This is a genomic window from Amycolatopsis jejuensis, from assembly GCF_000717335.1.
Lineage (GTDB): Bacteria > Actinomycetota > Actinomycetes > Mycobacteriales > Pseudonocardiaceae > Amycolatopsis > Amycolatopsis jejuensis.
On record NZ_JNYZ01000003.1, the window covers coordinates 61,455 to 81,354 of the forward strand.

At 65.5% G+C, this 19,900-nt stretch carries 17 protein-coding genes and 1 tRNA gene; all 18 read right to left on the reverse strand.

Translation table 11 applies throughout. The features are described 5' to 3' along the window. Positions 1-1,144: 1,144 nt before the first annotated feature. The 18 genes from OO71_RS03265 to OO71_RS03355 all read right to left on the reverse strand — a co-directional run bounded on the left by OO71_RS03265 (position 1,145) and on the right by OO71_RS03355 (position 19,797). Positions 1,145-1,218 (reverse strand) — tRNA-Leu (locus OO71_RS03265). 2 nt (positions 1,219-1,220) lie between these two features. Next, on the reverse strand, positions 1,221-2,006 hold the full coding sequence (locus tag OO71_RS03270) for an N-acyl homoserine lactonase family protein (RefSeq protein ID WP_051790963.1): 786 nt from the start codon (positions 2,004-2,006) through the stop codon (positions 1,221-1,223). Next, the gene (locus OO71_RS03275) at positions 2,003-3,046 is read right to left on the reverse strand and encodes an Ldh family oxidoreductase (protein ID WP_033288104.1); all 1,044 of its coding nucleotides are present in this window, start codon (positions 3,044-3,046) and stop codon (positions 2,003-2,005) included. Before OO71_RS03275 ends, OO71_RS03270 begins: the two co-directional genes overlap by 4 nt. Then, entirely contained in the window at positions 3,046-4,482 is a 1,437-nt protein-coding gene (locus OO71_RS03280; protein ID WP_033288105.1) for an aldehyde dehydrogenase family protein, read from the reverse strand. Before OO71_RS03280 ends, OO71_RS03275 begins: the two co-directional genes overlap by 1 nt. Further along, positions 4,479-5,906, reverse strand: a complete 1,428-nt coding sequence (locus OO71_RS03285) for an amidase (RefSeq protein WP_245633557.1) — start codon at positions 5,904-5,906, stop codon at positions 4,479-4,481. The genes OO71_RS03280 and OO71_RS03285 overlap by 4 nt, the downstream gene beginning before the upstream one ends. Before the next feature lie 8 nt (positions 5,907-5,914). Next, a complete protein-coding gene (locus OO71_RS46970; RefSeq protein ID WP_051790965.1) occupies positions 5,915-7,300 on the reverse strand; it encodes a 3-oxoacid CoA-transferase in 1,386 nt (461 codons plus the stop codon). A gap of 16 nt (positions 7,301-7,316) precedes the next feature. Further along, positions 7,317-7,751: a Zn-ribbon domain-containing OB-fold protein gene (locus OO71_RS03300; protein ID WP_033288106.1), complete on the reverse strand. Its 435-nt coding sequence runs from the start codon at positions 7,749-7,751 to the stop codon at positions 7,317-7,319. Next, positions 7,748-8,923 carry a thiolase domain-containing protein gene (locus OO71_RS03305; protein ID WP_033288107.1) on the reverse strand — a complete coding sequence of 392 codons (1,176 nt, stop codon included), beginning with the start codon at positions 8,921-8,923 and terminating at the stop codon, positions 7,748-7,750. The genes OO71_RS03300 and OO71_RS03305 overlap by 4 nt, the downstream gene beginning before the upstream one ends. Further along, the gene (locus tag OO71_RS03310; protein WP_033288108.1) at positions 8,920-11,118 is read right to left on the reverse strand and encodes a CaiB/BaiF CoA-transferase family protein; all 2,199 of its coding nucleotides are present in this window, start codon (positions 11,116-11,118) and stop codon (positions 8,920-8,922) included. Before OO71_RS03310 ends, OO71_RS03305 begins: the two co-directional genes overlap by 4 nt. Continuing rightward, positions 11,115-11,915 carry an enoyl-CoA hydratase/isomerase family protein gene (locus tag OO71_RS03315; RefSeq protein ID WP_156096140.1) on the reverse strand — a complete coding sequence of 267 codons (801 nt, stop codon included), beginning with the start codon at positions 11,913-11,915 and terminating at the stop codon, positions 11,115-11,117. Before OO71_RS03315 ends, OO71_RS03310 begins: the two co-directional genes overlap by 4 nt. A 30-nt stretch (positions 11,916-11,945) precedes the next feature. Continuing rightward, on the reverse strand, positions 11,946-12,365 hold the full coding sequence (locus OO71_RS03320; protein ID WP_033288109.1) for a Zn-ribbon domain-containing OB-fold protein: 420 nt from the start codon (positions 12,363-12,365) through the stop codon (positions 11,946-11,948). Positions 12,366-12,377: 12 nt separating this feature from the next. Continuing rightward, on the reverse strand, positions 12,378-13,508 hold the full coding sequence (locus OO71_RS03325) for a thiolase family protein (protein ID WP_084144674.1): 1,131 nt from the start codon (positions 13,506-13,508) through the stop codon (positions 12,378-12,380). Between the two features lie 46 nt (positions 13,509-13,554). After that, positions 13,555-14,229 (reverse strand): GntR family transcriptional regulator, encoded by a 675-nt coding sequence (locus OO71_RS03330; protein WP_051790967.1) that lies wholly within the window; start codon positions 14,227-14,229, stop codon positions 13,555-13,557. Positions 14,230-14,301: 72 nt separating this feature from the next. Further along, positions 14,302-15,345 (reverse strand): ABC transporter ATP-binding protein, encoded by a 1,044-nt coding sequence (locus OO71_RS03335; protein WP_051790968.1) that lies wholly within the window; start codon positions 15,343-15,345, stop codon positions 14,302-14,304. Beyond that, positions 15,342-16,334: an ABC transporter ATP-binding protein gene (locus OO71_RS03340; protein WP_033288110.1), complete on the reverse strand. Its 993-nt coding sequence runs from the start codon at positions 16,332-16,334 to the stop codon at positions 15,342-15,344. The genes OO71_RS03335 and OO71_RS03340 overlap by 4 nt, the downstream gene beginning before the upstream one ends. Further along, entirely contained in the window at positions 16,331-17,215 is an 885-nt protein-coding gene (locus OO71_RS03345) for an ABC transporter permease (protein WP_033288111.1), read from the reverse strand. Before OO71_RS03345 ends, OO71_RS03340 begins: the two co-directional genes overlap by 4 nt. Beyond that, positions 17,212-18,156 carry an ABC transporter permease gene (locus tag OO71_RS03350; RefSeq protein ID WP_033288112.1) on the reverse strand — a complete coding sequence of 315 codons (945 nt, stop codon included), beginning with the start codon at positions 18,154-18,156 and terminating at the stop codon, positions 17,212-17,214. The genes OO71_RS03345 and OO71_RS03350 overlap by 4 nt, the downstream gene beginning before the upstream one ends. Positions 18,157-18,216: 60 nt before the next feature. After that, complete coding sequence (locus tag OO71_RS03355) at positions 18,217-19,797, reverse strand: ABC transporter substrate-binding protein (protein WP_033288113.1); 1,581 nt, start codon at positions 19,795-19,797, stop codon at positions 18,217-18,219. Positions 19,798-19,900: the final 103 nt, after the last annotated feature.

Consider the following 19,900-nt stretch of genomic DNA (forward strand, 5'->3'; position numbering starts at 1 on the left):
TCGAGCACAATCACCAGCGGTTCGCCATGGCCGGGACATCATTGGCTCTTCGGGGGCCAGTCGAAATGCAGCCGGTCGTGCAGAAACGTAACGGAACCAGACGCCGCGCCGACGGCTATGACCGGGGGTAACCGACTCGACGGCAGCGCAGGCAGCCTTACCGGCTATGCCATCTCTGAGCTGGCTGTACCCTCCGTGCGTTCTTAGCCCGGACCACCGCCACCAACGCCCGCGATGCCGCCGCGCCGACCCGAAGTTGCTTCCGCAGGGTCTCAGCTGAGATCGGCCACTGACGACGTTGCCAGTGTTCAGCGTCCGCCAGACGAGCCCGCTCCACGAGTTCGCCATCGAGTCAATAGTCCGGCGATTTGGTGCCTCTGTCTGACCAGTGCGCTCAACGACCGGACACTCTGGTGGTTTCCTTGCCGCATCGCCAGCCACCAGCGTTGATGACGAAGTTACGGGCCGTTGCACTGACCCGACCTCGACATCTGAGCTGCTCAGCGCTCGAAGGAGACCGGGCCCCGCCTTTTCGCACACCCCGATCAGCAGGAGCGGCCCGACCGAGTCGAACGCGGCCTGACCCCACTGACCGGCGAACACCGGATCAGCGACGTTCAACAGCAGAGTGACCACACTCGCCGCTAACAGCAGACGTCGCGCCGACCGAAGCGCCGCTTCGCTGGCCCCGGACAGCGCCAGGTGCCGCGTACCGACGTGTCCCAGCACCGTCAGATCAACGGCCGGTGCCACCAGCGGCGCCACGAACACCGGCACCTGCAACTTCAACGCCAAGTTCAACACGTTGCCAAACCCAAAAAGGAACGTGAGCCCGATGACCAGCCCCATCGTCACCGAGACAAACCGAGCAACCGTCCTCGAGTTGGCGCTCATGACCGGCCCCGATCCGACCCCAGAAACGCGAAACTCGCCTCGACCACCAACTTGCCAGCAAAAACGCCCCGGTCAGCCCCGTTCCCATCCTTATGTAATCCTGCCAAAGGGACAGACCTGCGCCAAACCGCGGCGCTCGCCGCAATCCCCGTCATCGGGCAACCCCGCCCTGGCGTCGACGTCGTGCAATCCGGACGGTCGCGGAAAGGCGCAGGTCAAGCGGACTTCGGGTCCGTGCGGATGCTGTACGTGCCCCCGACGGGATTTGAACCCGCACTGAATCGATTTTAAGTCGACTGCCTCTGCCGGTTGGGCTACGGGGGCCATTACACCCTAGCGGCTTCCCCGGCCGGGGTCGACGTGGCGGTTTCGAAGAGGGCGCTTTCCGCGATGCGGTGGTCGTGGCTCGGGATCACCTCGCACTGCAGGTCGGACACGAATTCGAACGTTTCGTAGCACTCGATGAGGCTCGTGTGGATCGTCGGGGCGATGCTTTCGCGCCAGTTGGGTGCGTGCCAGTTTTCGTACACACCGATGGCGTCGCCGGCGAGCAGGTAGCGGGCGGATTCCGTGGCCAGCAGGACGCCTTGCGAGCCTGGCGTGTGGCCAGGCAAGGGGACGATCGTGACACCCGGGCAGATCGCCTGCTGTCCGGTGATCGCCTCCGTCCGGTCCCACGCCGACATCCACGGGGCCTGCAGGCCGGGCAGCTTTTCGTACGCGCGGGCATGGACCGGGAGCGGGGCGATCGCGTATTCGAGTTCCCGGCGGCTTACGAGGATTCGTGCGTTGCGGAACAGGAAGTTGTTCGAGCAATGATCCCAATGCAAATGCGTGTTGACCACGTAGTCGACGTCGTCCGGTTCAATTCCGGCCGAACGCAGGGCGGATTCCGGGGTTTCGCTGGAAGTGCGGACGAAATCGTAGGCGTGATGCTGTCGGACGTATTCCGCCGAGAGGGTACCCGTGTCGACGACGATTCGGGTTCCGGCTGTTTCGATGACGAACATGAACATGTGGATATCGATCGTTTCGTCGCTTGCCGAACCGTAGACGGCGGCGGAGAGCGGGACGTTTTTCGACCGTCCCGCCCGTAGTGCGGTCACCTTCACGCCAGCACCTCCACGCCCAGTTCCTCGCCGACCCGGCGCAGATCGGCGACGGTGCGTTCCGGCAGCAGTACGCCGTCACGCAGGTTGCGTTCCTCGGCCAGGTCCTCGAGTTCGCCCGGGTATCGCACCGGGTCGGCGCCCTCGCGAGAACCGGACTTCAGCTCGGCTACCAGCGCATTCATCCGGTCCTCGAACTCCGCGACCGGGCTGAACGCGGCGATGTCCAAAGCCAGGTACAAATGCCCGGACCGGCCGGGCCGTTCCGCCTGGTACGGCCCGCTCACCCCCGAGCCGAAACCGCTGCCACCGAGGACGCCGGACAGTACGTCGACCATCACCGAAATCCCGTACCCCTTGTGCCCGGCCATCGGCAGCACGGTGCCGAGCAGCGCGGTGGCCGGGTCGCGCGTCGGGGTGCCATCCGACGCAACCGCCCAGCCGTCCGGGATTTCGCTTCCTTGGTTGCGGGCGAGGTAAATCTTGCCGCGTGCGACTGCGGTATTGGCGATGTCCAGCACCATCTGCTTACCGCCGCCGATGGGTGCGGCAATCGACCACGGATTGCTGCCGACCAGTTTCCCGCGTCCACCCCATGGGGCCATCGCGGGGCTGGAATTCGTGGTCAGAATGGCAATACAACCGCGTGGTGGGGCCATTCTGGTGAAATAAGCCGCCGTGCCGAAATGGTTGGAGTTTCGAACGGAGACAACTCCGACACCGTGTTGCGCAGCCCGGTCAAGAGCCTCCTCGGCGGCACGTGCGGTGACGACCTGACCGATGCCGTCGTGGCCATCGATCGTCGCCACCGCACCGAGGCCCGCAACGACCTCGGTCTTCGTCGAACTCTGCATGACGCCCGCTCGCAGCCGGTCGGCGTACCAGCCCACGCGGAGGACCCCGTGTGACTGGTGCCCCCACAAATCCGCCTGTACCAAGCTGTCCGCGACCAGCCGAGCGTCCTCTTCGGACACTCCACAAGCGACAAAGATGCCGGTCGCCGCGGTACGGAGCGAAGCGGCCGAAACCCGGACGTCCGCCATTACCTGTCTCCGGCCGGTTCGAGCAGCACAAGCCGCTCCTCGGTCATCTCGCGGACTGCGTAACGCGGACCTTCAACGCCGTAGCCGCTGTCTTTCACGCCGCCGTACGGCATGAGGTCCGCCCGGGTGCTTGAGGTCGAGTTGATCACAACGCCACCGACGCGAATACGCTGCGCAGCCGCCAACGCGCTGTCGATGTCATGGGTGAAAATGCCTGCCTGCAAACCGAACGGAGTGTCGTTCACGGCGTCGATGGCCGCGTCGAAGTCCTCGAACGGCACCACCGAAACGACCGGTGCGAACGCTTCCTCGCACAGCAACCGCGTTCCGGACGGGACCTCGACGAGAATGGTCGGCGACATCACCGGTCCCGAACGCTTCCCGCCCGCAACAATGCGAGCGCCCTGGTCCACCGCGGCATTCACCCATTCCTCGGCCCGCTTCGCGGCTGCCTCGCTGATCATCGGGCCGATGTCGGTGGCCGGGTCTTCCGGATCGCCCACCACAAGTTTGGCCGCAGAAGCCGCCAACTCCTCCAAGAACTCGTCCAGCACGTCCGAATGCACGTAAAGCCGCTGCACCGAGGTACACACCTGACCCGATTTGCGGAATGCCCCGCGCGCACATTGCTGTGCGGCCGAGATGACATTCGCGTCGCGGCACACAATGGTCGCGGACACGTTGCCGCATTCCATTGTCGCGCGACGCAGGCCGAGCCGGGAGGAAATGCTCTTGCCGGTCGCGGTGCTGCCGGTGAACGTGACGAAGTCGACCCGCTCGTCGTCGACCAGCGCGGTACCCACCGGGTCGCCCGGCCCGAGCAGCAGGCCGATCAACCCGGCCGGCAACCCGGCGTCCAGCAGCATCCGGCACAGTGCGGCAGCCGCGATCGGCGTGAACGGCGACGGCTTCACGATCGCCGCGTTACCTGCGGCCAGAGCTGGTCCGACCTTGTGTGCGACAGTGTTCAACGGCGAGTTGAACGGCGTGATCGCACCGACCACCCCGACCGGGTGGCGGGTGGTGAACGCCAGCCGGTGCGCGAACCCTGGAGCGGCCTGGATCGGCACCACGGCGCCATCGATCCGCTTCGCCTCCTCGGCCGACGTCAGCATCGTCTGCACCGCGCGGCTCGTGTCACCGAGACAATCCTTGACGCTGAACCCCGATTCCCGCGCGACGCTCAACGCGAGCTCATCCCGGTTCTTCGCGATTTCGTCAGCGACCGCGCGCAGGATTTCGTAACGCTCCAATGGGTTCAGTGGCGTCAGACTTGCTTCGTGCGCCACGGTCACCGCATTGGCCACCATTTCGGCCGTCGCGTCATAAGCGACCGCAATTGCTTCGCCGGTGAACTTGTGGTGCACCGTGCGTTCATGGTCGCTCGTGAGCCATTCACCGTTGATCAAATTCGCCACTACGGGTAGCGCCGTCATCCCAGCTGTCCTCTCGTCGTTTCCCGCGTGCGCGCGGCCTCGGTGACCGGCGACCACCCGGTGTGCTTTTCGTAGGCGCGTCCCACCCGGAGTACGCGGTCGTCGTCGTTGCGGGCGCCCACAATCTGAATTCCTGCCGGAAGCCCGGCAGGCGTGACGCCGCACGGCACGCTCAGCGCCGGTTGCCTGGTCATGTTGAACGGATAGGTATAAGGCGTCCACGACGCCCACACGGTTTCAGCCGGGTCCGGCGCATTCTGCCCCGCCGGAAACGCGACAATCGGCACCGACGGCGTGATCAGCACGTCGTATTTCTCGTGGAACTGCGCAGTCCGCAGCGCGAGATCAGCGCAGACCGCCATGGCTTCCAGATACTCGACAGCGGTGGTATCGCGGCCGCGTTCGCCGAACCCCAGTAGTGCTGGGTCTGCCCGTTCCAGTTCTTCGGATCGGAATCCCTTGAGTGACTTGGCAATCCCGGCGCACCAGAGGGTCTGAAATGCCGCGAGAGGATCGTCGAAAAACGGCTCCACCACAGTCACCTGGGCACCGAGTTCCGCGAGCACCGCGACCGCCGCCGCCACCAGCGATTCGACCTCCGGGTCATTGCGGCCGTACCCGAGATCCGGCGAGTAACCGATCCGGAGACCGGCCACCCCCTCCTCGATCCCGTCGGTGAACGAGCCTTCCCGGCCCGGCAGTGCAGTCCAATCGCGACAGTCCGGCTGCGACAGGACGTCCAGCAGCAGCGCCGCATCCAGTACCGACAACGTGATCGGCCCGCGATGTGAGAGATGTCCGTTGCTGCCCAATGGATACATCGGGATCAGCCCACCAGTCGGTTTGAGGCCCACCGTACCGGTGAACGCCGCCGGCACCCGCACCGAACCGCCGCCGTCCGTGCCGACCGACCAGGTGCCCATCCCCGCCGCGACCGCCGCGGACGAACCACCGCTCGACCCACCGGGGGTCAACGCCGGATTCCACGGATTCCGAGTGATCCCGAATCGCGGTGAATCGGTGACCCCTTTCCACCCGAATTCCGGCGTCGTGGTTTTGCCGATCACTACCGCACCCGCTTCGCGCAACCGCGCCACACTCGGCGAATCCTCGTGCCACGGCCCGTCGTCGCCGACCAGCCAGCTGCCCCGCAAGGTCGGCCACCCGCGGGTCCGCTCGAGATCCTTGACCGACGTGGGAATTCCGTCCGCCGGACCACGCTGGGTACCGCTCGCCCACCGCTTTTCGGATTCGGCCGCCGCAAGCAACGCACCGTCGGGGTCCACCATCACGAACGCATTCAGTTCCGCGTCGTGTGCTTCGACGGCGGTAAGCGCTGCCCGGGTCGCTTCCACCGGCGACACTTCGCGCCGCCCGTACGCCCCGGCCAGTTCCGCCGCGCTCATCCCAGCGAGATCCGCCACGACGTCCTCTACTCGCCGAATTCGCCGAGATCGAGTTCCAGCTCGGTCAGCTCGGCAATTTCCGCTGCGGTGAAGCCCGGGGCAATGGATTCGAGCCGGAAGACGTCACCGGCCCGCCGCAGCACACACAGATCCGTGACGACGAGGTCCACGCAGTTCCGTCCGGTCAGCGGGTATTCGCAGTTCTTGACCAGTTTCGGCCGCCCACCGGAATCGCAATGCGTCATGAGCACCATGACGTTGACCTCCCCGGCGACGAGGTCCATCGCACCGCCGATGCCGCCGCCGACCATGCTCGGCGTGCTCCAGTTCGCGAGGTTCGCCGCGCCATCGACCTCGAACGCGCCCAGCGCAACGAAGTCGACCTTCCCACCCCGCACCATTTCGAACGACGTCACGCTCTCGAAGAACGAAGCGCCCGGCTGCAGATGTACGTACTGACCACCTGCGTTGTAGACCTCGGGGTTGTAATCCTCCCGCGAGGCAATGGTTCCGTATCCCAGCACCCCGTTTTCGGAATGCAGGGTGATATCGCGGCCCTCGATGTAGTTCGAGATCAGCGTGGGAATCCCGAGACCGAGGTTCACATAACTGCCGTTCGGCAGGAGACCAGCGGCCGTCTCCGCCATTTGCCGACGCGTCAACGCCTGCTTCCCATGATAGGTACGAGCGCTGTCGGCACCACGGCCTTCGCGGGGCGCCGGGAAATCGTGCGGGACTTCGACGGTCTTGCGGACCACCCGGCTCACGAAGATCCCCGGCAACCCGATCGACTCGGGGTTCAGCTCACCATCGATGATCTCGTCGACCTCGGCGATGGCAATCCGCGCCCCTTTGGCGAAAGCAGGCATGAAATTGCGTCCGACGCCTTCGAATTCGAGGTTGCCGAACCGGTCCGCGCGGGTGGCGCGAATCAGTGCGTAGTCCACCTTCAGCGCCGTTTCCAGCACGTGCTCGACGCCGTCGATCACGCGGGTTTCCTTGCCCTCCGAAACGGTGGTGCCCACCGCAGTGCGGGTGAAGAACGCCCCGATTCCGGCGCCACCGGCCCGCAGCCGCTCGACCAACGTGCCCTGCGGCACCAGTTCGACCTCGATCTCCCCGGCCAGGATTTGCTTCTCCGCCGCCGAAGTCGCTTCCCCGGCCCGCGCCGAGAACGACACGATCAGCCGGTTCACCTGACCGTTCTCGATGAGCGTGTTCGACCGGTAATCTCCGGTACCCAGCGAGTTGGCGACAATGCACAACTGCCGCGCACCCTGTTCCCGAAGCGCGACGGTGAGACTCGTCGGGAAACTGTGTGTCATGCCGAATCCCGCGATCGAAACGCTCGCGCCGTCCGGCACGTCCGCGACGGCTGCCTGCGGTGACTCGTACACCTTGTCGATGGTCATGCCCCATCCACCTTTCTCAGTGCGGGCGATTCGCAGGACGGAAACGCGGCAGCGCGGCACCGTTTCCGGTGTCGTCGAACACCACCTCGACCGCGTCCCCGATGCCGACTTCTTCCACAGCGCAGTCGACGATGTTCGTCATCACGCGGGGTCCTTCTTCCAATTCCACATACGCGAGCACGTACGGGACCACGTTCTTCCATTCCCCGCCCGCCCGGCGCACGATGCTGTAGGAATAGACGACCCCGCGGCCGCTGAATTCCTCCCAGCGCGTGTTCGTGCTGTGGCAGAACGGGCAGATCGGCCGGGGGTACCAGATCGCCGACCCGCAGTCGCCGCAGCGCCGGCCCAGGAACCGGCCTTCCGCCGCGGCTTTCCAGAACTCCTCGGTGTCCGGATTGGACACCGGATGCGCGGTCGGCAGGGTCGGGACAGTCCGTACTTCGCTCACGCGTCTTCCCTCCCGAGGATCATCGTGGCGCTGCGCATCCGGGTACCCAGATCTCCGCCGTTGCCGTGGACCAAAGCGACCTCGCAGTCCGGCACCTGTACGCCCGGGTTCGCTTCGCCGCGCAACTGCCGCACCGCCTCGATGATTTTCGTTACCCCGCCACGATGTCCGGGATGGTTGTTGCTCAGGCCACCGCCGTCGGTGTTGAACGGCAGCCGCCCATGCGGGGCGACGAGCGCGTCGTCCAGGACGAACTTGCCGCCCTGACCCTTCTCGCAGAACCCGAGGTCTTCCAGGATCATCAAGACAGTGATGGTGAAACTGTCGTAAATGGACACATAGTCGATGTCCCGCACCGTCAGCCCGGCCTGCTCGAACGCAGCCGGTCCGGATTGGACAGCGCTGGTGTACGTGAGATCCAGCTGGCCGCCGTTGGTCAGTTTTGCTGCCTCTCCCTGGCCGAGAATCTTCACCGCACGGCGGTCGAGAGTGCGCGCTACTTCCTTGCTGACCACCACGATCGCGCCGCCGCCGTCGGTCACCAGACAGCAATCGGCGCGGTGCAGCGGATCCGCTACCAGCGGTGAGTTCACGACCTCCTCGACCGTCATCACCTTGCGCAGGAAAGCGTGCGGGTTGTGCGCAGCGTGCTTCGTAGCTGCCACCTTGATTTCGGCGAGCTGTTCGCTCGTGGTGCCGAACTCGTACATGTGCCGCTGCGCCGCGAGCGCGTACGAGCTGACCAGCCCGGTGACGCCGAAAATTGCGCCCTCGAAACTGTCCTCCGGACGAACCGGCCCACCGCCACCCGGCTGAATTCCGGTGCGTGGCTTGCCCGCGAGGGTGATCAGCGCGACCGAGCATTTGCCCGCCGCAATTGCCGCAACCGCATGCGACACATGGTAAATCGGCGAAGCCCCGCCGCTTTCCGTGGAGTCCATATAGGTCAGATTGCGCAGACCGAGGTACTCGGCCATCGAAACCCAGCCACCGCCGTACCCAGGCGCGTCATGGCCGCAGAAGAAGCCGTCGACGTCGCCGAGGGTCAGCCCGGCGTCGGCGAGCGCGCCGAGTGCGACCTCGGCGTGGATCTGCGCCAGCGATTTGTCCGGCAGCTCGCGGCCCGGATGTTCGTACGCTCCCACGATGACGGCGGCATCGTTGGCCTTCATGACGTTCCTCCAGGGGATGGGGACAGCACTCCGGCGGGCGGCCACTGCCCGGTGCGGAGATCGGCGTCGTGCTGCCCGATTCGGGGGGCAGGCTGCGGCTGCGGCGGCTCGTAACCGTGCAGCCGAAACGGAAAACCCTTCTGCCGACGGGGTTCGTCGAGGAATACCCGGCGGCGGCGAAAATGCGGATCCTCGGCACGTTCCCGTGCCGTCCGGACCGGCGCGACCGGAATCGCCCCTTGAGTCAGTTCCCGCAGACATTCCTCGACTGACTGCGACCGCGTCCACCCCGCAATGATGCCGTCGACCTCTTCGTGGTGCTCTTCCCACCACTCCGGCGGGCGATCTGCCAGCTCGACGGAACCCACCAACGCGGCCAACGCAGCCCGCTGCGCATCCGTGCGGCACACGATGGCGACCCACTGGTCAGGCCCAGCACAGGGATAGACCTCGTGCGGGGTACTGCCCGGCCGCCGGTTTCCGGTCGGCTCCGGAATGGTTCCGGCATCGACGTACTCGGCAATCCGGTCAGCCAACGTCCAGCTCACCAGTTCCCGTTGCGACACATCGAGATACGTACCGCGCAGCTCCTGCGTCACACAGTAGGCGACCACAGCCGCCCCGAACAGCGACACCACTTGGTCGGGATAGTTGATGTCCGCGGAAGACCACATCGGACGGTCGCCCGGATACCCGGTGACCGAAGCCAGCCCGGACATCAAGTCCAAAGTGGACCCGTACGACCGGGTACCTGATTCCGGACCGGATTGCCCCTGGCTGGACAGCGAAAGGTAAATCAACCGGGGATTGATCTCCGCCAAGGTCGGGTAATCGATCCCGAGCCGCTGGGTGACCCCCACGGTGAAGTTTTCGATCAGTACATCCGACCGGGCCACGAGGCGACGCAGTTCCGCCTTCCCCGCCTCGGTCTTGAGGTCCAAAGTGATCCCGAGCTTCCCGCTGTTGTTCGATTCGAACAGCGGTGACTCCTCCATTGCCTCGGCGTCGCCCGCATTCGGCACCGGCCAGACCCGGAATGCGTCCGGACGCGTCATGGATTCGATCTTGATGACCGTGGCGCCGTAATCCGCAAGCAGCCGTCCGGTCGCGGCACCGGCCGTGATGGTCCCGAGGTCCAGCACGACGACCCCGGACAACGGCGCACTTCCGTCCGGCGCCGGCCGGTGTTGCCGGGGCGCGGGAACCACCTCGGCCGTCGGCTCGGAATTCCACGGCAGCCCGGCGACCGGTGCCAAATGGTCCGCAACGAATCCCCGCGCCCGGTACTGCGGGTCGGTCACGAGATCGGAAATGTCCGCGCTGTACCCGAATGGCAGCCCGAGTTCCTGCGCCCGCCGATAGATCTCGCGTTTACCGTTCCGCGCCGCCCACCGCTCGACCGCGGGCCACCAGGTGTCCACCAGCTGGGAACGCGCCTGATCAGTGCTCAGCCGTGGGTCCGCGAGCACCGGGTCGCCGACCAGCTGCACCACGGCGTCCCATTGCTCCGGCTGGTAAATGAACCCGACCCAGCCGTCCGCCGCCCGGACCAGCCGCCAGCGTCCGCTGTTAGTCCCGATCCGCGCGGAAATCTGCCCGGTCTCGGCGTAGAACACATCGCTCTTCCAGTCAATATATGCTGCGACATCACACAACGCGACATCCACGACGTCACCACCCGGTCGACGCAAGGCCAGCATCGCGCCATAGAAGGCAGCGAATGCGGCGGCATGCGCGGTTTGCTCGCCACCGAGGCTCAACGGCGGCCGGGTGGGCTCTCCCACCATGACCGCCAACCCGCCGTGACATTCAGCAAGCAAACTGTCACCATAAGTATCGGAACGCGAATCGTCGGCGCCATACGGCGTAATCGACACCACGACCAGATGCGGAAACCGATCCAGCGACAGTCCACTTTCGACAGCGCGAGCGGGCCCGAAGTCGGTGATCAGCACATCGGCGCAGGCCAGCAGGTCATCCAGCCGGTCGACAGGTTCGCCGTGCTTTCCCGCATTCAAAGTGGCAAAGGTGTAGCTCACCCCGGTGGCGTCCACAGGTCTCTGAGTCCGAAGTGGATCACCACCCGGCGGTTCGCACCGGGTGACGTGGTGCCCGAACCCGGCGAACAACCGGCCGCAGACCCGGCCGGCAATCCCGTCGGCGAGTTCGACCACCCGCAGGAGACGGCCGCTCATCGGGAACCTTCGCGGCCGACCGCCATCCGATGCGTCGCATGTGGATCGTCGAGCACGTCGGTGCGCGCGGTGATCTGCGACCGGACGTCTTCCCCGTACTCCAAGGCTTTCGTCCAGTCCGAAATGTACATCGGGATCTCGTGCAGGGCCCGTTTCGCCCACGACAGCGTCACCGCGTTGTGCCGCGCCACGCGGCGGGCCAGTTCGAGTGCGGCCGATTCCAGCTCACCGGCCGGGACCGCGAAATTCACCAGGCCCCATTCCGCCGCCGTCGCACCGGTGATCCGGTCGGCAGTGAGCACCATCCACGCCGACCGTTTCGCCCCGAGCCGCAACTGCGTCGACGGACCGGCCAGCCCCGGGTACAACCCGAAACCGACCTCCGGCATCCCGATCGGTGCGTCCTCGGCCGCGACGGCGAGGTCACTGGAATTGATCAGCGTCAGCCCGCCGCCGAGTGCGAAACCGTTGACCGCCGCAATGACAATGGCCGAATGCTGGCGAATGCGTTCCTGCACGGCCAGCCAGCTCGTGCGACGGCCGGCCCCGCGGCGGTCGGCGTCGATGTCCTCCTCCGCCGATTCCTTGAGGTCGACTCCCGCACAGAACGCCGGTCCGGCGCCGGTGAGCACGATGCCCTTCACGCGGCCGTCGCACCGGTCCAGGATGTCCAGCAGCTGCGTGCGCGCGGACCGGCTCATCGCATTGCGTTTTTCCGGCCGGTTCAACGTGATGCGCGCAACGTCGCCGGACAGATCCTCGTACCGGACGAGGTCGTGATCAGCGATCGGATCCATGAATTCCACCCTCACCACTCGCGGGAGCGCTCAGTGCGCTGTCTCGGTGCTGAACTGCAGAACGGCCCGCCCGGCCGCGCCCGTCCGGAAGACCGCGCGGACCGGCTGGTCGAGCTCCACGTCTTCCGGTGCGTCGGCCAGCACGCTGATCACCAGCGGACCTTCGGCCAGCCGCACGTAGACGAGCCGGTACGGGACCTCGTCGGCGAACGCGGCGAAGTACTTCTGGTGCATCGTGCACCACGACCAGATCGTTCCGTTTCCGCTCATGGCCTGCCACGAGGCCGAGGCGGAAAGACATTGTGGACAGACCGGCGCATCCGGAAACCGGACGTGCCCGCAGTCACTGCACTGCTGAAGCCGTAGTTCGCCGGCCGCACAACCGTCCCAGAACGGCTTGTTCCGGGCGGTGATGTCCGGCAGCAATTTCGTATAGGCCGCGACGTCCATCGCCCCGCCTTCCTAGTCTGCGGTGAAAATATGCGAGGTCACGATCGGCGAAATGCAGATGTACTGCACCGTCCGGCAGTTTTCGACCTGCCGTTCGCCGCCCTCGCCACGCAGCTGCCGCACCGCTTCCACGTGCAGCGCGAAGCCCTGCATGTAACTCTCGCTGGTGTGCCCGCCCGAGGTGTTCAACGGACGTTCGCCACCGAGCTCGATCCGGCCGTCCCGCACCCATTCCCACGATTCGCCGCGGGGTGCGTGCCCGAAACCCTCCAGCGAGAAGAGAATCGTCGGCAGGAAGTTGTCGTACACCTGCAAGCAGTCGATCTGCTCGGGGCCGATACCGGATCTCTGGTACAGCTCCCCGGCGACCGCCGCACTCGTCGAGTAGTAGAAATCGGGGCTGATGTAACTGCGGCTCAGCTCCGCCCGTCCCGCTGTGCCGGCCACTCGCACCGGTTTCTTGCGCATCCCACGGGCCCGGTCCAGCGATGTCACGATGAACGCGACCGCACCGTCGTTGATGATGCAGTAATCGAGTTTCCGCAACGGCTCGGCGATGTACCGCGACGCCAGGTACTCGTTCTCGTCGATTTCCTTGCCGAACACCGCAATCGGATTGCGCGCGCCATTGGCCCGGTTGTTGATCGCCAACGGTGCCAGCGCATTCTCCGGCGCGCCGTACCTCGTGCGATACCGCTGGTACATCATGGATACATACGCGCCGGTGGACGTCATCCCGTACATGGCGTCGTACGCTCCGGCCGGATCAGCGTCCCCGCCACCGTATTTCACCCCGGCGGAGCGGCCATTTGTCGCGTACACACAGGCAACCGTGTTCGCGACGCCCGACTGCACCAGCGCAATCGCTTCCTGCAACGCGATCCCGCTCATCCGGCCGGTACCTTCGAGGTCGTGCACAAATCCGGGACCGGTAAGCCCGGCCACCTCGCCGAACCGGCCGTACTTCAGGTTGATGCACAGCAATCCGTCGATGTCCTGCTGTGTTGCTCCGCAATCTTCGAGCGCATCGCGAAATGCATCCACGGCGAGCTCGTATAAATCGTTGGGGTTGTCTTTGTCGGCATACAATCGCCGGAAATCCGACGATCCGACGCCGACGATTGCCACCTCTTTGTTGGCCACCGTGATCTCACCCTCGTATTCGTGCCGGCGTCCTGCGCCGGCGTCTTCACGGGTGTTTCTTCTCCAGGATTTCCACGGCCTCCAGCGCTGCCTTGGCCGCAGCGCGGACGTGCCGGTGTGCTGCCTCGGCGGCCCGCTCGGGCGAGCGTTCCCGGATTGCCTCGGCAAGTTGCAGGTATTCCTGCACGGACGATTCGAGCCGGCCCGGAATGGTCACCGAAAGGCTTCGCAACGCGTGGATGCGCGTGTGCAACGGCCCGAGCATCGATTTCAGCAGCGCATTGCGAGCACCATCGACGAGCAGCTCGTCGAATTCGTATATCGCCCGCAGCCGCTCTTCACCGGTCGCCTTCGGCTGCACCTTTTCCACCAGCTCGGCGACTTCGGCATCCGTCGCCCGCCGCACGAACAGTTCCGCCGCGGCCGGCTCGAGCGCGTCACGCACTTCGTAGATTTCGCGTACCTCAGTGCTGCCGAGCGTGGCGACCTGCACGCCGCGGCTCGGCGACGGCTCCACGAGACCCAGGGTCTGCAGGTGCCGCATCGCTTCCCGCACGGAGGTGCGGCTGACGCCGGTGAGTTCGACGAGCTCGCGCTCGGTGAGCTTGCGTCCCGGAGGGAGGAGCCCCGTGGCGATCGCGTCGCGGATCCGCCGGACCACCATCTCCGGCACGGATTCGGTCGGTCGGTCGATCAACAGGTCCAGCTTCGACTCGGTCACGGTAGTTCCTCACTTTTGTCTGACGTACTACATCGTACGTGCGTCAGATGATCGGGGTCAAGGTGCTACAGGTCATACCTCACCAGGCAAAACGTGCCCTGGAGCGGCACTCACAGTCTGCAGATGACACGCGACCTCCCCACCACCCGGTACCTCAGTGTGCTCGGGCATGCGCTGACGGCACACGTCCATGACAAACCGGCACCGCGTCTGGAACGGACACCCCACCGGCGGGTTCGCCGGATCCGGCAAATCGCCCTCGAGCACGATCCGCTCCGTTTTCCGCCGCGGATCCGGAATCGCCGACAGCAACGCCTGCGTATACGGATGCGCGGGCGCCGAATAGACCCGCTCCACCGGTCCGGTTTCCACGATCCGGCCGAGGTACATCACCGCGACCCGATGCGAGATGTGCCGGACGATGGCCAGGTCGTGCGCAATGAACAAATACGTCAGCCCGAATTCCGCCCGCAGCCGCTCCAGCAAGTTGATCACCTGGTTCTGCGTGGACACGTCCAAAGCGGACACTGCCTCGTCACACACGATGAACCGCGGGTTCAGGGCGATGGCCCGGGCAATGGCCAGCCGCTGCCGCTGTCCGCCGGAGAATTCGTACGGATACCGATCGCCATAGCTCGTGCGGAGACCGACCAGTTCGATGAGCTCGTCGACCCGGCTGCGCGCGGCTTTCGCCGACAGTTTCTCGTGCACCATCAGCGGTTCCGCGAGGCTGGCGGCCACTGTGGACGACGGGTCGAGCGACGAATACGGGTCCTGGAACACCATCTGCATGCTCCGCCGGGCTTTGCGCAGGCCCGCCCCGCGCAGGCGGGTGACGTCGTGCCCGGCCACCGAAACCGACCCGCTCGCGGCCGGCACCAGCTTGAGCAGCGCGCGGCCGGTGGTCGACTTCCCCGATCCGGATTCGCCGACCAGTCCGAACGTCTCACCGCGGTCGATGTGGAACGAGACGTCGCTGACCGCGCGCACCTGCCGCGCCGGCTTGAGCGGGCTCTTCTTGCGGAACACCACGCTGAGCCCGTGGACGTCGACGAGCGGCCCTGGCTCCGGCGTACCGGCCGGGAGCAGCTCGGCGCTGGACTTCGTGACACTCATGGGGACACCACCAACCGCAGCTCCTCGGTTCGGCAACAGCGGCTGCTGCGGCCGTCTTCGATGATCCGGAGGGACGGCGCGCTGGCCACGCATTTGTCGCTGGCGTACCCGCAGCGCGGCCCGAACCGGCACCCCTCCGGCATCCGCCACGGCTCCGGCGTCCGCCCGGGAATCACCGGCAGTTCCTTGCCGCGCACCCCCAGCTGCGGCATCGCATTCAGCAATCCCGCCGTGTACGGGTGTTTCGGCACGTTGTACAAATCCAGCGCCGCCGCGGTCTCGACCACCTCCCCCGCATACATCACCACCACCCGGTCGGCGAGTTCGACGACGAGCCCGAGATCGTGCGTGATGAACAGGATTCCGCAGCCCGTTTCGTCCCGCAGCCGGGCCAGCAAGGCAACAATCTGTGCCTGCACCGTCACATCGAGTGCGGTCGCGGGTTCGTCGGCAATCAGCAACCGTGGTTCGCACGCCAGCGCCATCGCGATCATGGCCCGTTGCCGCATTCCGCCGGAGAATTCGTGCGGATAGTCCTTGACCCGGTTTCCCGCATCCGGGACCCCGACGAGGTCGAGCATTTCCGCCGCCCTGGCAAAAGCCGCCCGGCGCGAACCGCCCTTGTGCCGCCGGTAGACCTCGGCAATCTGGTCGCCGATCGTGAACGCCGGGTTCAGGCTGGTCATCGGTTCCTGGAAGATCATCGAGATCTCGTTGCCGCGGATGTCGCGCAACTCCCGTGGCGGCAGGCCGACCAGGTCACGGCCTTGATACCAGACGTGTCCTTCCGGCGTTCGCGTGTACGACTCCGGCAGCAACCGCAGTACCGAAAGGCTGGTGACGCTCTTGCCCGAACCGGATTCCCCGACCAGGCCGACGATTTCGCCCGGCCCGACGTCGAACGACACTCCATTCACGACAGTCGTCCAGCCGCGATCGGTCAGGAAGTCCACGTGCAGATCGTCGATCCGGAGTAGTTCCTCGGTCATGACGCCTTCCTCGTTTCGCGGCCGAATGCGTCACGCAGGCCGTCGCCCACGAGGTTGAAACACAGCGTGGCAATGGCAATCGCGATCCCGGGATACACGGCGAGCGCCGGATTCGTGCGCATGTCCTGGAAAGCCTGCCCGAGCATGCTGCCCCAGCTTGCCGTCGGCGGAAGCGCGCCGAGACCCAGCAGGCTCACCGTGACCTCGGCCAGCAAGGCGGACGCCAGCAGGAACGACAGCTGGATCAGCACCGTCGGCAGGATGTTCGGCAGCACTCGTTTACGCAGAATGGTGAGATGCGGCGTGCCGATACTCGTGGACGCTTCGATGTACACCTCGCGCCGGACACCCATTGCGCTGCCCCGCACCACGCGATACATCCGCGGCGCGTACACGATTCCGAGCGACACCATTGCGGTGATGAGGCCGGGCCCGGTGGCCGCGATGATCGCAATGGTGAGCACGATCGCGGGAAAGGACATCAAGATGTCGGCCGCGCGGTCCAGTACCCAATCCACCGCACCGCCGAAATAGCCGCCGAGCAAACCGAGCGGGAGACCGATTCCGGTCGCGATGGCAACGGCAAGAGCCGCCGCGGCAAGCGAAACCCGGCCGCCGTGCATGAGGCGGCTCAACGTGTCGCGGCCGAGCATGTCGGTGCCGAGCCAATGCTGCGGGGTGGGCCCGGAAACGCGATTGGCGATGTCGATCTGCGCGGGACCGTATGGCGCCAGCCACGGGGACGCCATTGTCACCACGAGAATCACCAGCAGCAGCACCGCGCCGATCACGGCCGATTTGTTGCCGAGGAAACGGCGGAGCAGCGCCCGCGCACGGGGAACCGGTGGGCTGTCTTGTTCTTCCGTGACCGTTCCAGTCATGACACTGTGACCTTCGGGTTGAAGTAGCGGTACGACACGTCGACCGCCAGGTTGATCAACATGATCAGGACCGCGGTGATCAGCAGAATTCCTTGTACCATCGGGAAATCTCGCGAGAACACGGAGAAGTAGGCCAGTTTTCCGACGCCCGGCACCGCGAACAGCTGCTCGATCACCACGGTGGCCCCGATCAACCGGTTGGCCTCCACCCCGAATGCGGTGACCACCGGTACCGCCGCATTCTTGAGCACGTGCTTCACCACGACTCGCCGGGGATACAGGCCTTTCGCCCAGGCAGTGCGGATGTAGTCCTCCTGCATCACCGCCGTCACCGACGCCCGCGTCTGCCGGGCGACCACCGCCGCAGGCACGATCGCGAGCGAGATCGCCGGGAGGATCAGGTGCCACAGCCAACCGGCCGGGCTTTCGGAAAACGGCACGTAACCGACGGCGGGAAACACCCGTAGCTGAATGGCGAAAATGAGCACCAGCATCATGCCGACCCAGAAGTACGGCAGCGACATCAGCGCACTCGCCGTGACCGTGGACAGCCGGTCGACCCAGGTACCCGGGTGCAGACCGGCGGCGAGCCCGAGGGTGAGCCCGAGCACCGCGGCGACCACGAGGGTGAGCAGCACCAGCGAAAGCGTGACCGGGAATCCCTCGACCACCGCCGACCAGACACTTTGGCCGTCCACAAAGGAATGTCCGAGGTCACCGTGCAGTGCGCCGGTGAGCCAGTTCCAGTACTGGACGAGAAACGGCTTGTCCAGTCCGAGCTCCACGCGGATGGCGTGGATTTTCTCCGGCGTCGGATTGCTTCCGGCGAGCGCGACCTCCGGGCCGCCGGGCACCAACGCGATGAGACTGTAGATCAGGAAGCTGACGATGAGCAGGAGCGGCACCATCGCCAGTAGCCGGACGCACAGCAACCGCAGCACGCCGAACCTCCGTTCATTCTCGTGCGGGAGCCTGGCTGGCCAGGCTCCCGCACTGCCGGGTCACTTCCTGATCGCGATACCGCGGAACTGGCGCGACCCGTCGACGTACACCTCCATGCCCATCACTTTCTTGTTCATGGCCAAGGGCGTGTTGAGGTGGCACAAGGTAATGGGCGCGGCCGCGTCGTCATGAGCCGCACGGAAGAGCTGCTGGTAGATCTCGGCGCGGCTGTCGCGGCTTTCCGCGCCGCGCGCCTTGGCATCGAGTTCGGTGATCTTCGGATTCGAGTACCCGCCCGGATTGCTGAATCCATCCGGCAGCAGATACGACGCGACCTGAATGCTCGGGTCGGCATCTGCCTTTTGCTGCACCATGATCGCGTCCACCGACTTCGTGACCGAGAATCCCTCGATCAGTTTCGGCAGCTCGACCGGGCGGATGGTCATCTTGATGCCGACCTCCTGGAGGTTGGCCTGGATGAGCTCGGCAACCCGCTGGTACGACTCGAGGTTGTCGGTCTGCAGCTCGAAGCTGAACCCGTCGGGCAGACCGGCGGCCTTGAGCAGTTCCCGCGCTTTCGCCGGGTCGTAGGGATACGCGTCGGCGGTGAGCTTCGGGTCGGCGGCGTAATAGGACGACGGGAACATCTGCACGCCCGGTTCGCAGAACCCGCTCTGCAAATCATTCACCGCACTGCGGTTGATGGCGTAATTCAGCGCCTCCCGCACTTCCTTTTTCGCGAACGGCCCCCGCTTCACGTTCAAGGCGATCGTGAAACTCGCCAGGCTCGCTTTCTGGCACACGGCAAGCCCGGCGTCCTTGGCCGGCTGGTACATGCTCGAACGGAGGAACGTGGAATCGGACTGGCCGGTGATCGTGGCGTTGAGCCGCGCATTGTCGTTGCTGGAGATCAAGAAATCCATCTTCGCGACGTGGACCGCCTTCGGGTCCCAATAACCGGGTACCGGCGTGTATTCGACCTTGGTGTTCGGCTCGTACGCGGTGACCTTGAAGGCACCCGACCCACCGGTCGGCATCCGCGCCTGCCCGGGATCGTCGAACACCTTGGGGCTCATCATCATCCCGGCCGAACTGGCGAGAATCCCGATGAGCGGCGCGGCACCGGTCTTGGTGGTGATCCGCACGGTGGCCGGGTCGACGACGTCGATTCCGCTGATATCACTCAGCGGCTGCTGGTTGAAGCTCTTCGCGGCGCGATGCCGGTCGAGGTTCGCCTTGACCGACGCGGCGTCGAACGGCGTGCCGTCGTGGTACTTCCAGTTGTCGATCAAGTGCAGCGTAAGGCTTTTCCCGCCGTCACCGATCTCCCACTTCTTGGCGAGCATCGCCTGCGGATCACCGGCGGCGTCGATGCGGGTGAGCGTGTCGTACACCGGGTACAGGTACATCCAGCTGTTGCTGGTGGTGATCTTGTCCGGGTCGAAACTCGTGTTGGCGACGCTGTACATCCAGGTGAACGTGGCGTTCTTGTCGATCGCCGCCTCGTCGACGGGCGCACACGCCACGTCCGCCGCCTGTTTGGCCGCGGCCGCACCGCTCGGAGCACCTCCTCCGCCACCGCACGCGGTCGTGATGGTCAGGAGAGTGGCGGCAGCCGCAACGCTGAGCTGTTTCCGCATCCAGGGTCCTCCGAACAGAAAAGTGCAACGGGGAAGGGGGTGACGTGTTCCTCCGGGTGGAGCGGTGACCGGTTTCCGGAAGGGACGGGACTGAGCAGCACGC

What these genes read in the sequence shown, in the direction of transcription:
- OO71_RS03305 (WP_033288107.1), bottom strand. Translation starts at nt 8,923, where the DNA reads ATGAAGGCCAACGATGCCGCCGTCATCGTGGGAGCGTACGAACATCCG.
- OO71_RS03320 (WP_033288109.1), bottom strand. Translation starts at nt 12,365, where the DNA reads ATGGACGTCGCGGCCTATACGAAATTGCTGCCGGACATCACCGCCCGG.
- OO71_RS03280 (WP_033288105.1), bottom strand. Translation starts at nt 4,482, where the DNA reads ATGACGGCGCTACCCGTAGTGGCGAATTTGATCAACGGTGAATGGCTC.
- OO71_RS03340 (WP_033288110.1), bottom strand. Translation starts at nt 16,334, where the DNA reads ATGACCGAGGAACTACTCCGGATCGACGATCTGCACGTGGACTTCCTG.
- OO71_RS03335 (WP_051790968.1), bottom strand. Translation starts at nt 15,345, where the DNA reads ATGAGTGTCACGAAGTCCAGCGCCGAGCTGCTCCCGGCCGGTACGCCG.
- OO71_RS03315 (WP_156096140.1), bottom strand. Translation starts at nt 11,915, where the DNA reads ATGGATCCGATCGCTGATCACGACCTCGTCCGGTACGAGGATCTGTCC.
- OO71_RS03275 (WP_033288104.1), bottom strand. Translation starts at nt 3,046, where the DNA reads ATGGCGGACGTCCGGGTTTCGGCCGCTTCGCTCCGTACCGCGGCGACC.
- OO71_RS03345 (WP_033288111.1), bottom strand. Translation starts at nt 17,215, where the DNA reads ATGACTGGAACGGTCACGGAAGAACAAGACAGCCCACCGGTTCCCCGT.
- OO71_RS46970 (WP_051790965.1), bottom strand. Translation starts at nt 7,300, where the DNA reads ATGACCATCGACAAGGTGTACGAGTCACCGCAGGCAGCCGTCGCGGAC.
- OO71_RS03310 (WP_033288108.1), bottom strand. Translation starts at nt 11,118, where the DNA reads ATGAGCGGCCGTCTCCTGCGGGTGGTCGAACTCGCCGACGGGATTGCC.
- OO71_RS03355 (WP_033288113.1), bottom strand. Translation starts at nt 19,797, where the DNA reads ATGCGGAAACAGCTCAGCGTTGCGGCTGCCGCCACTCTCCTGACCATC.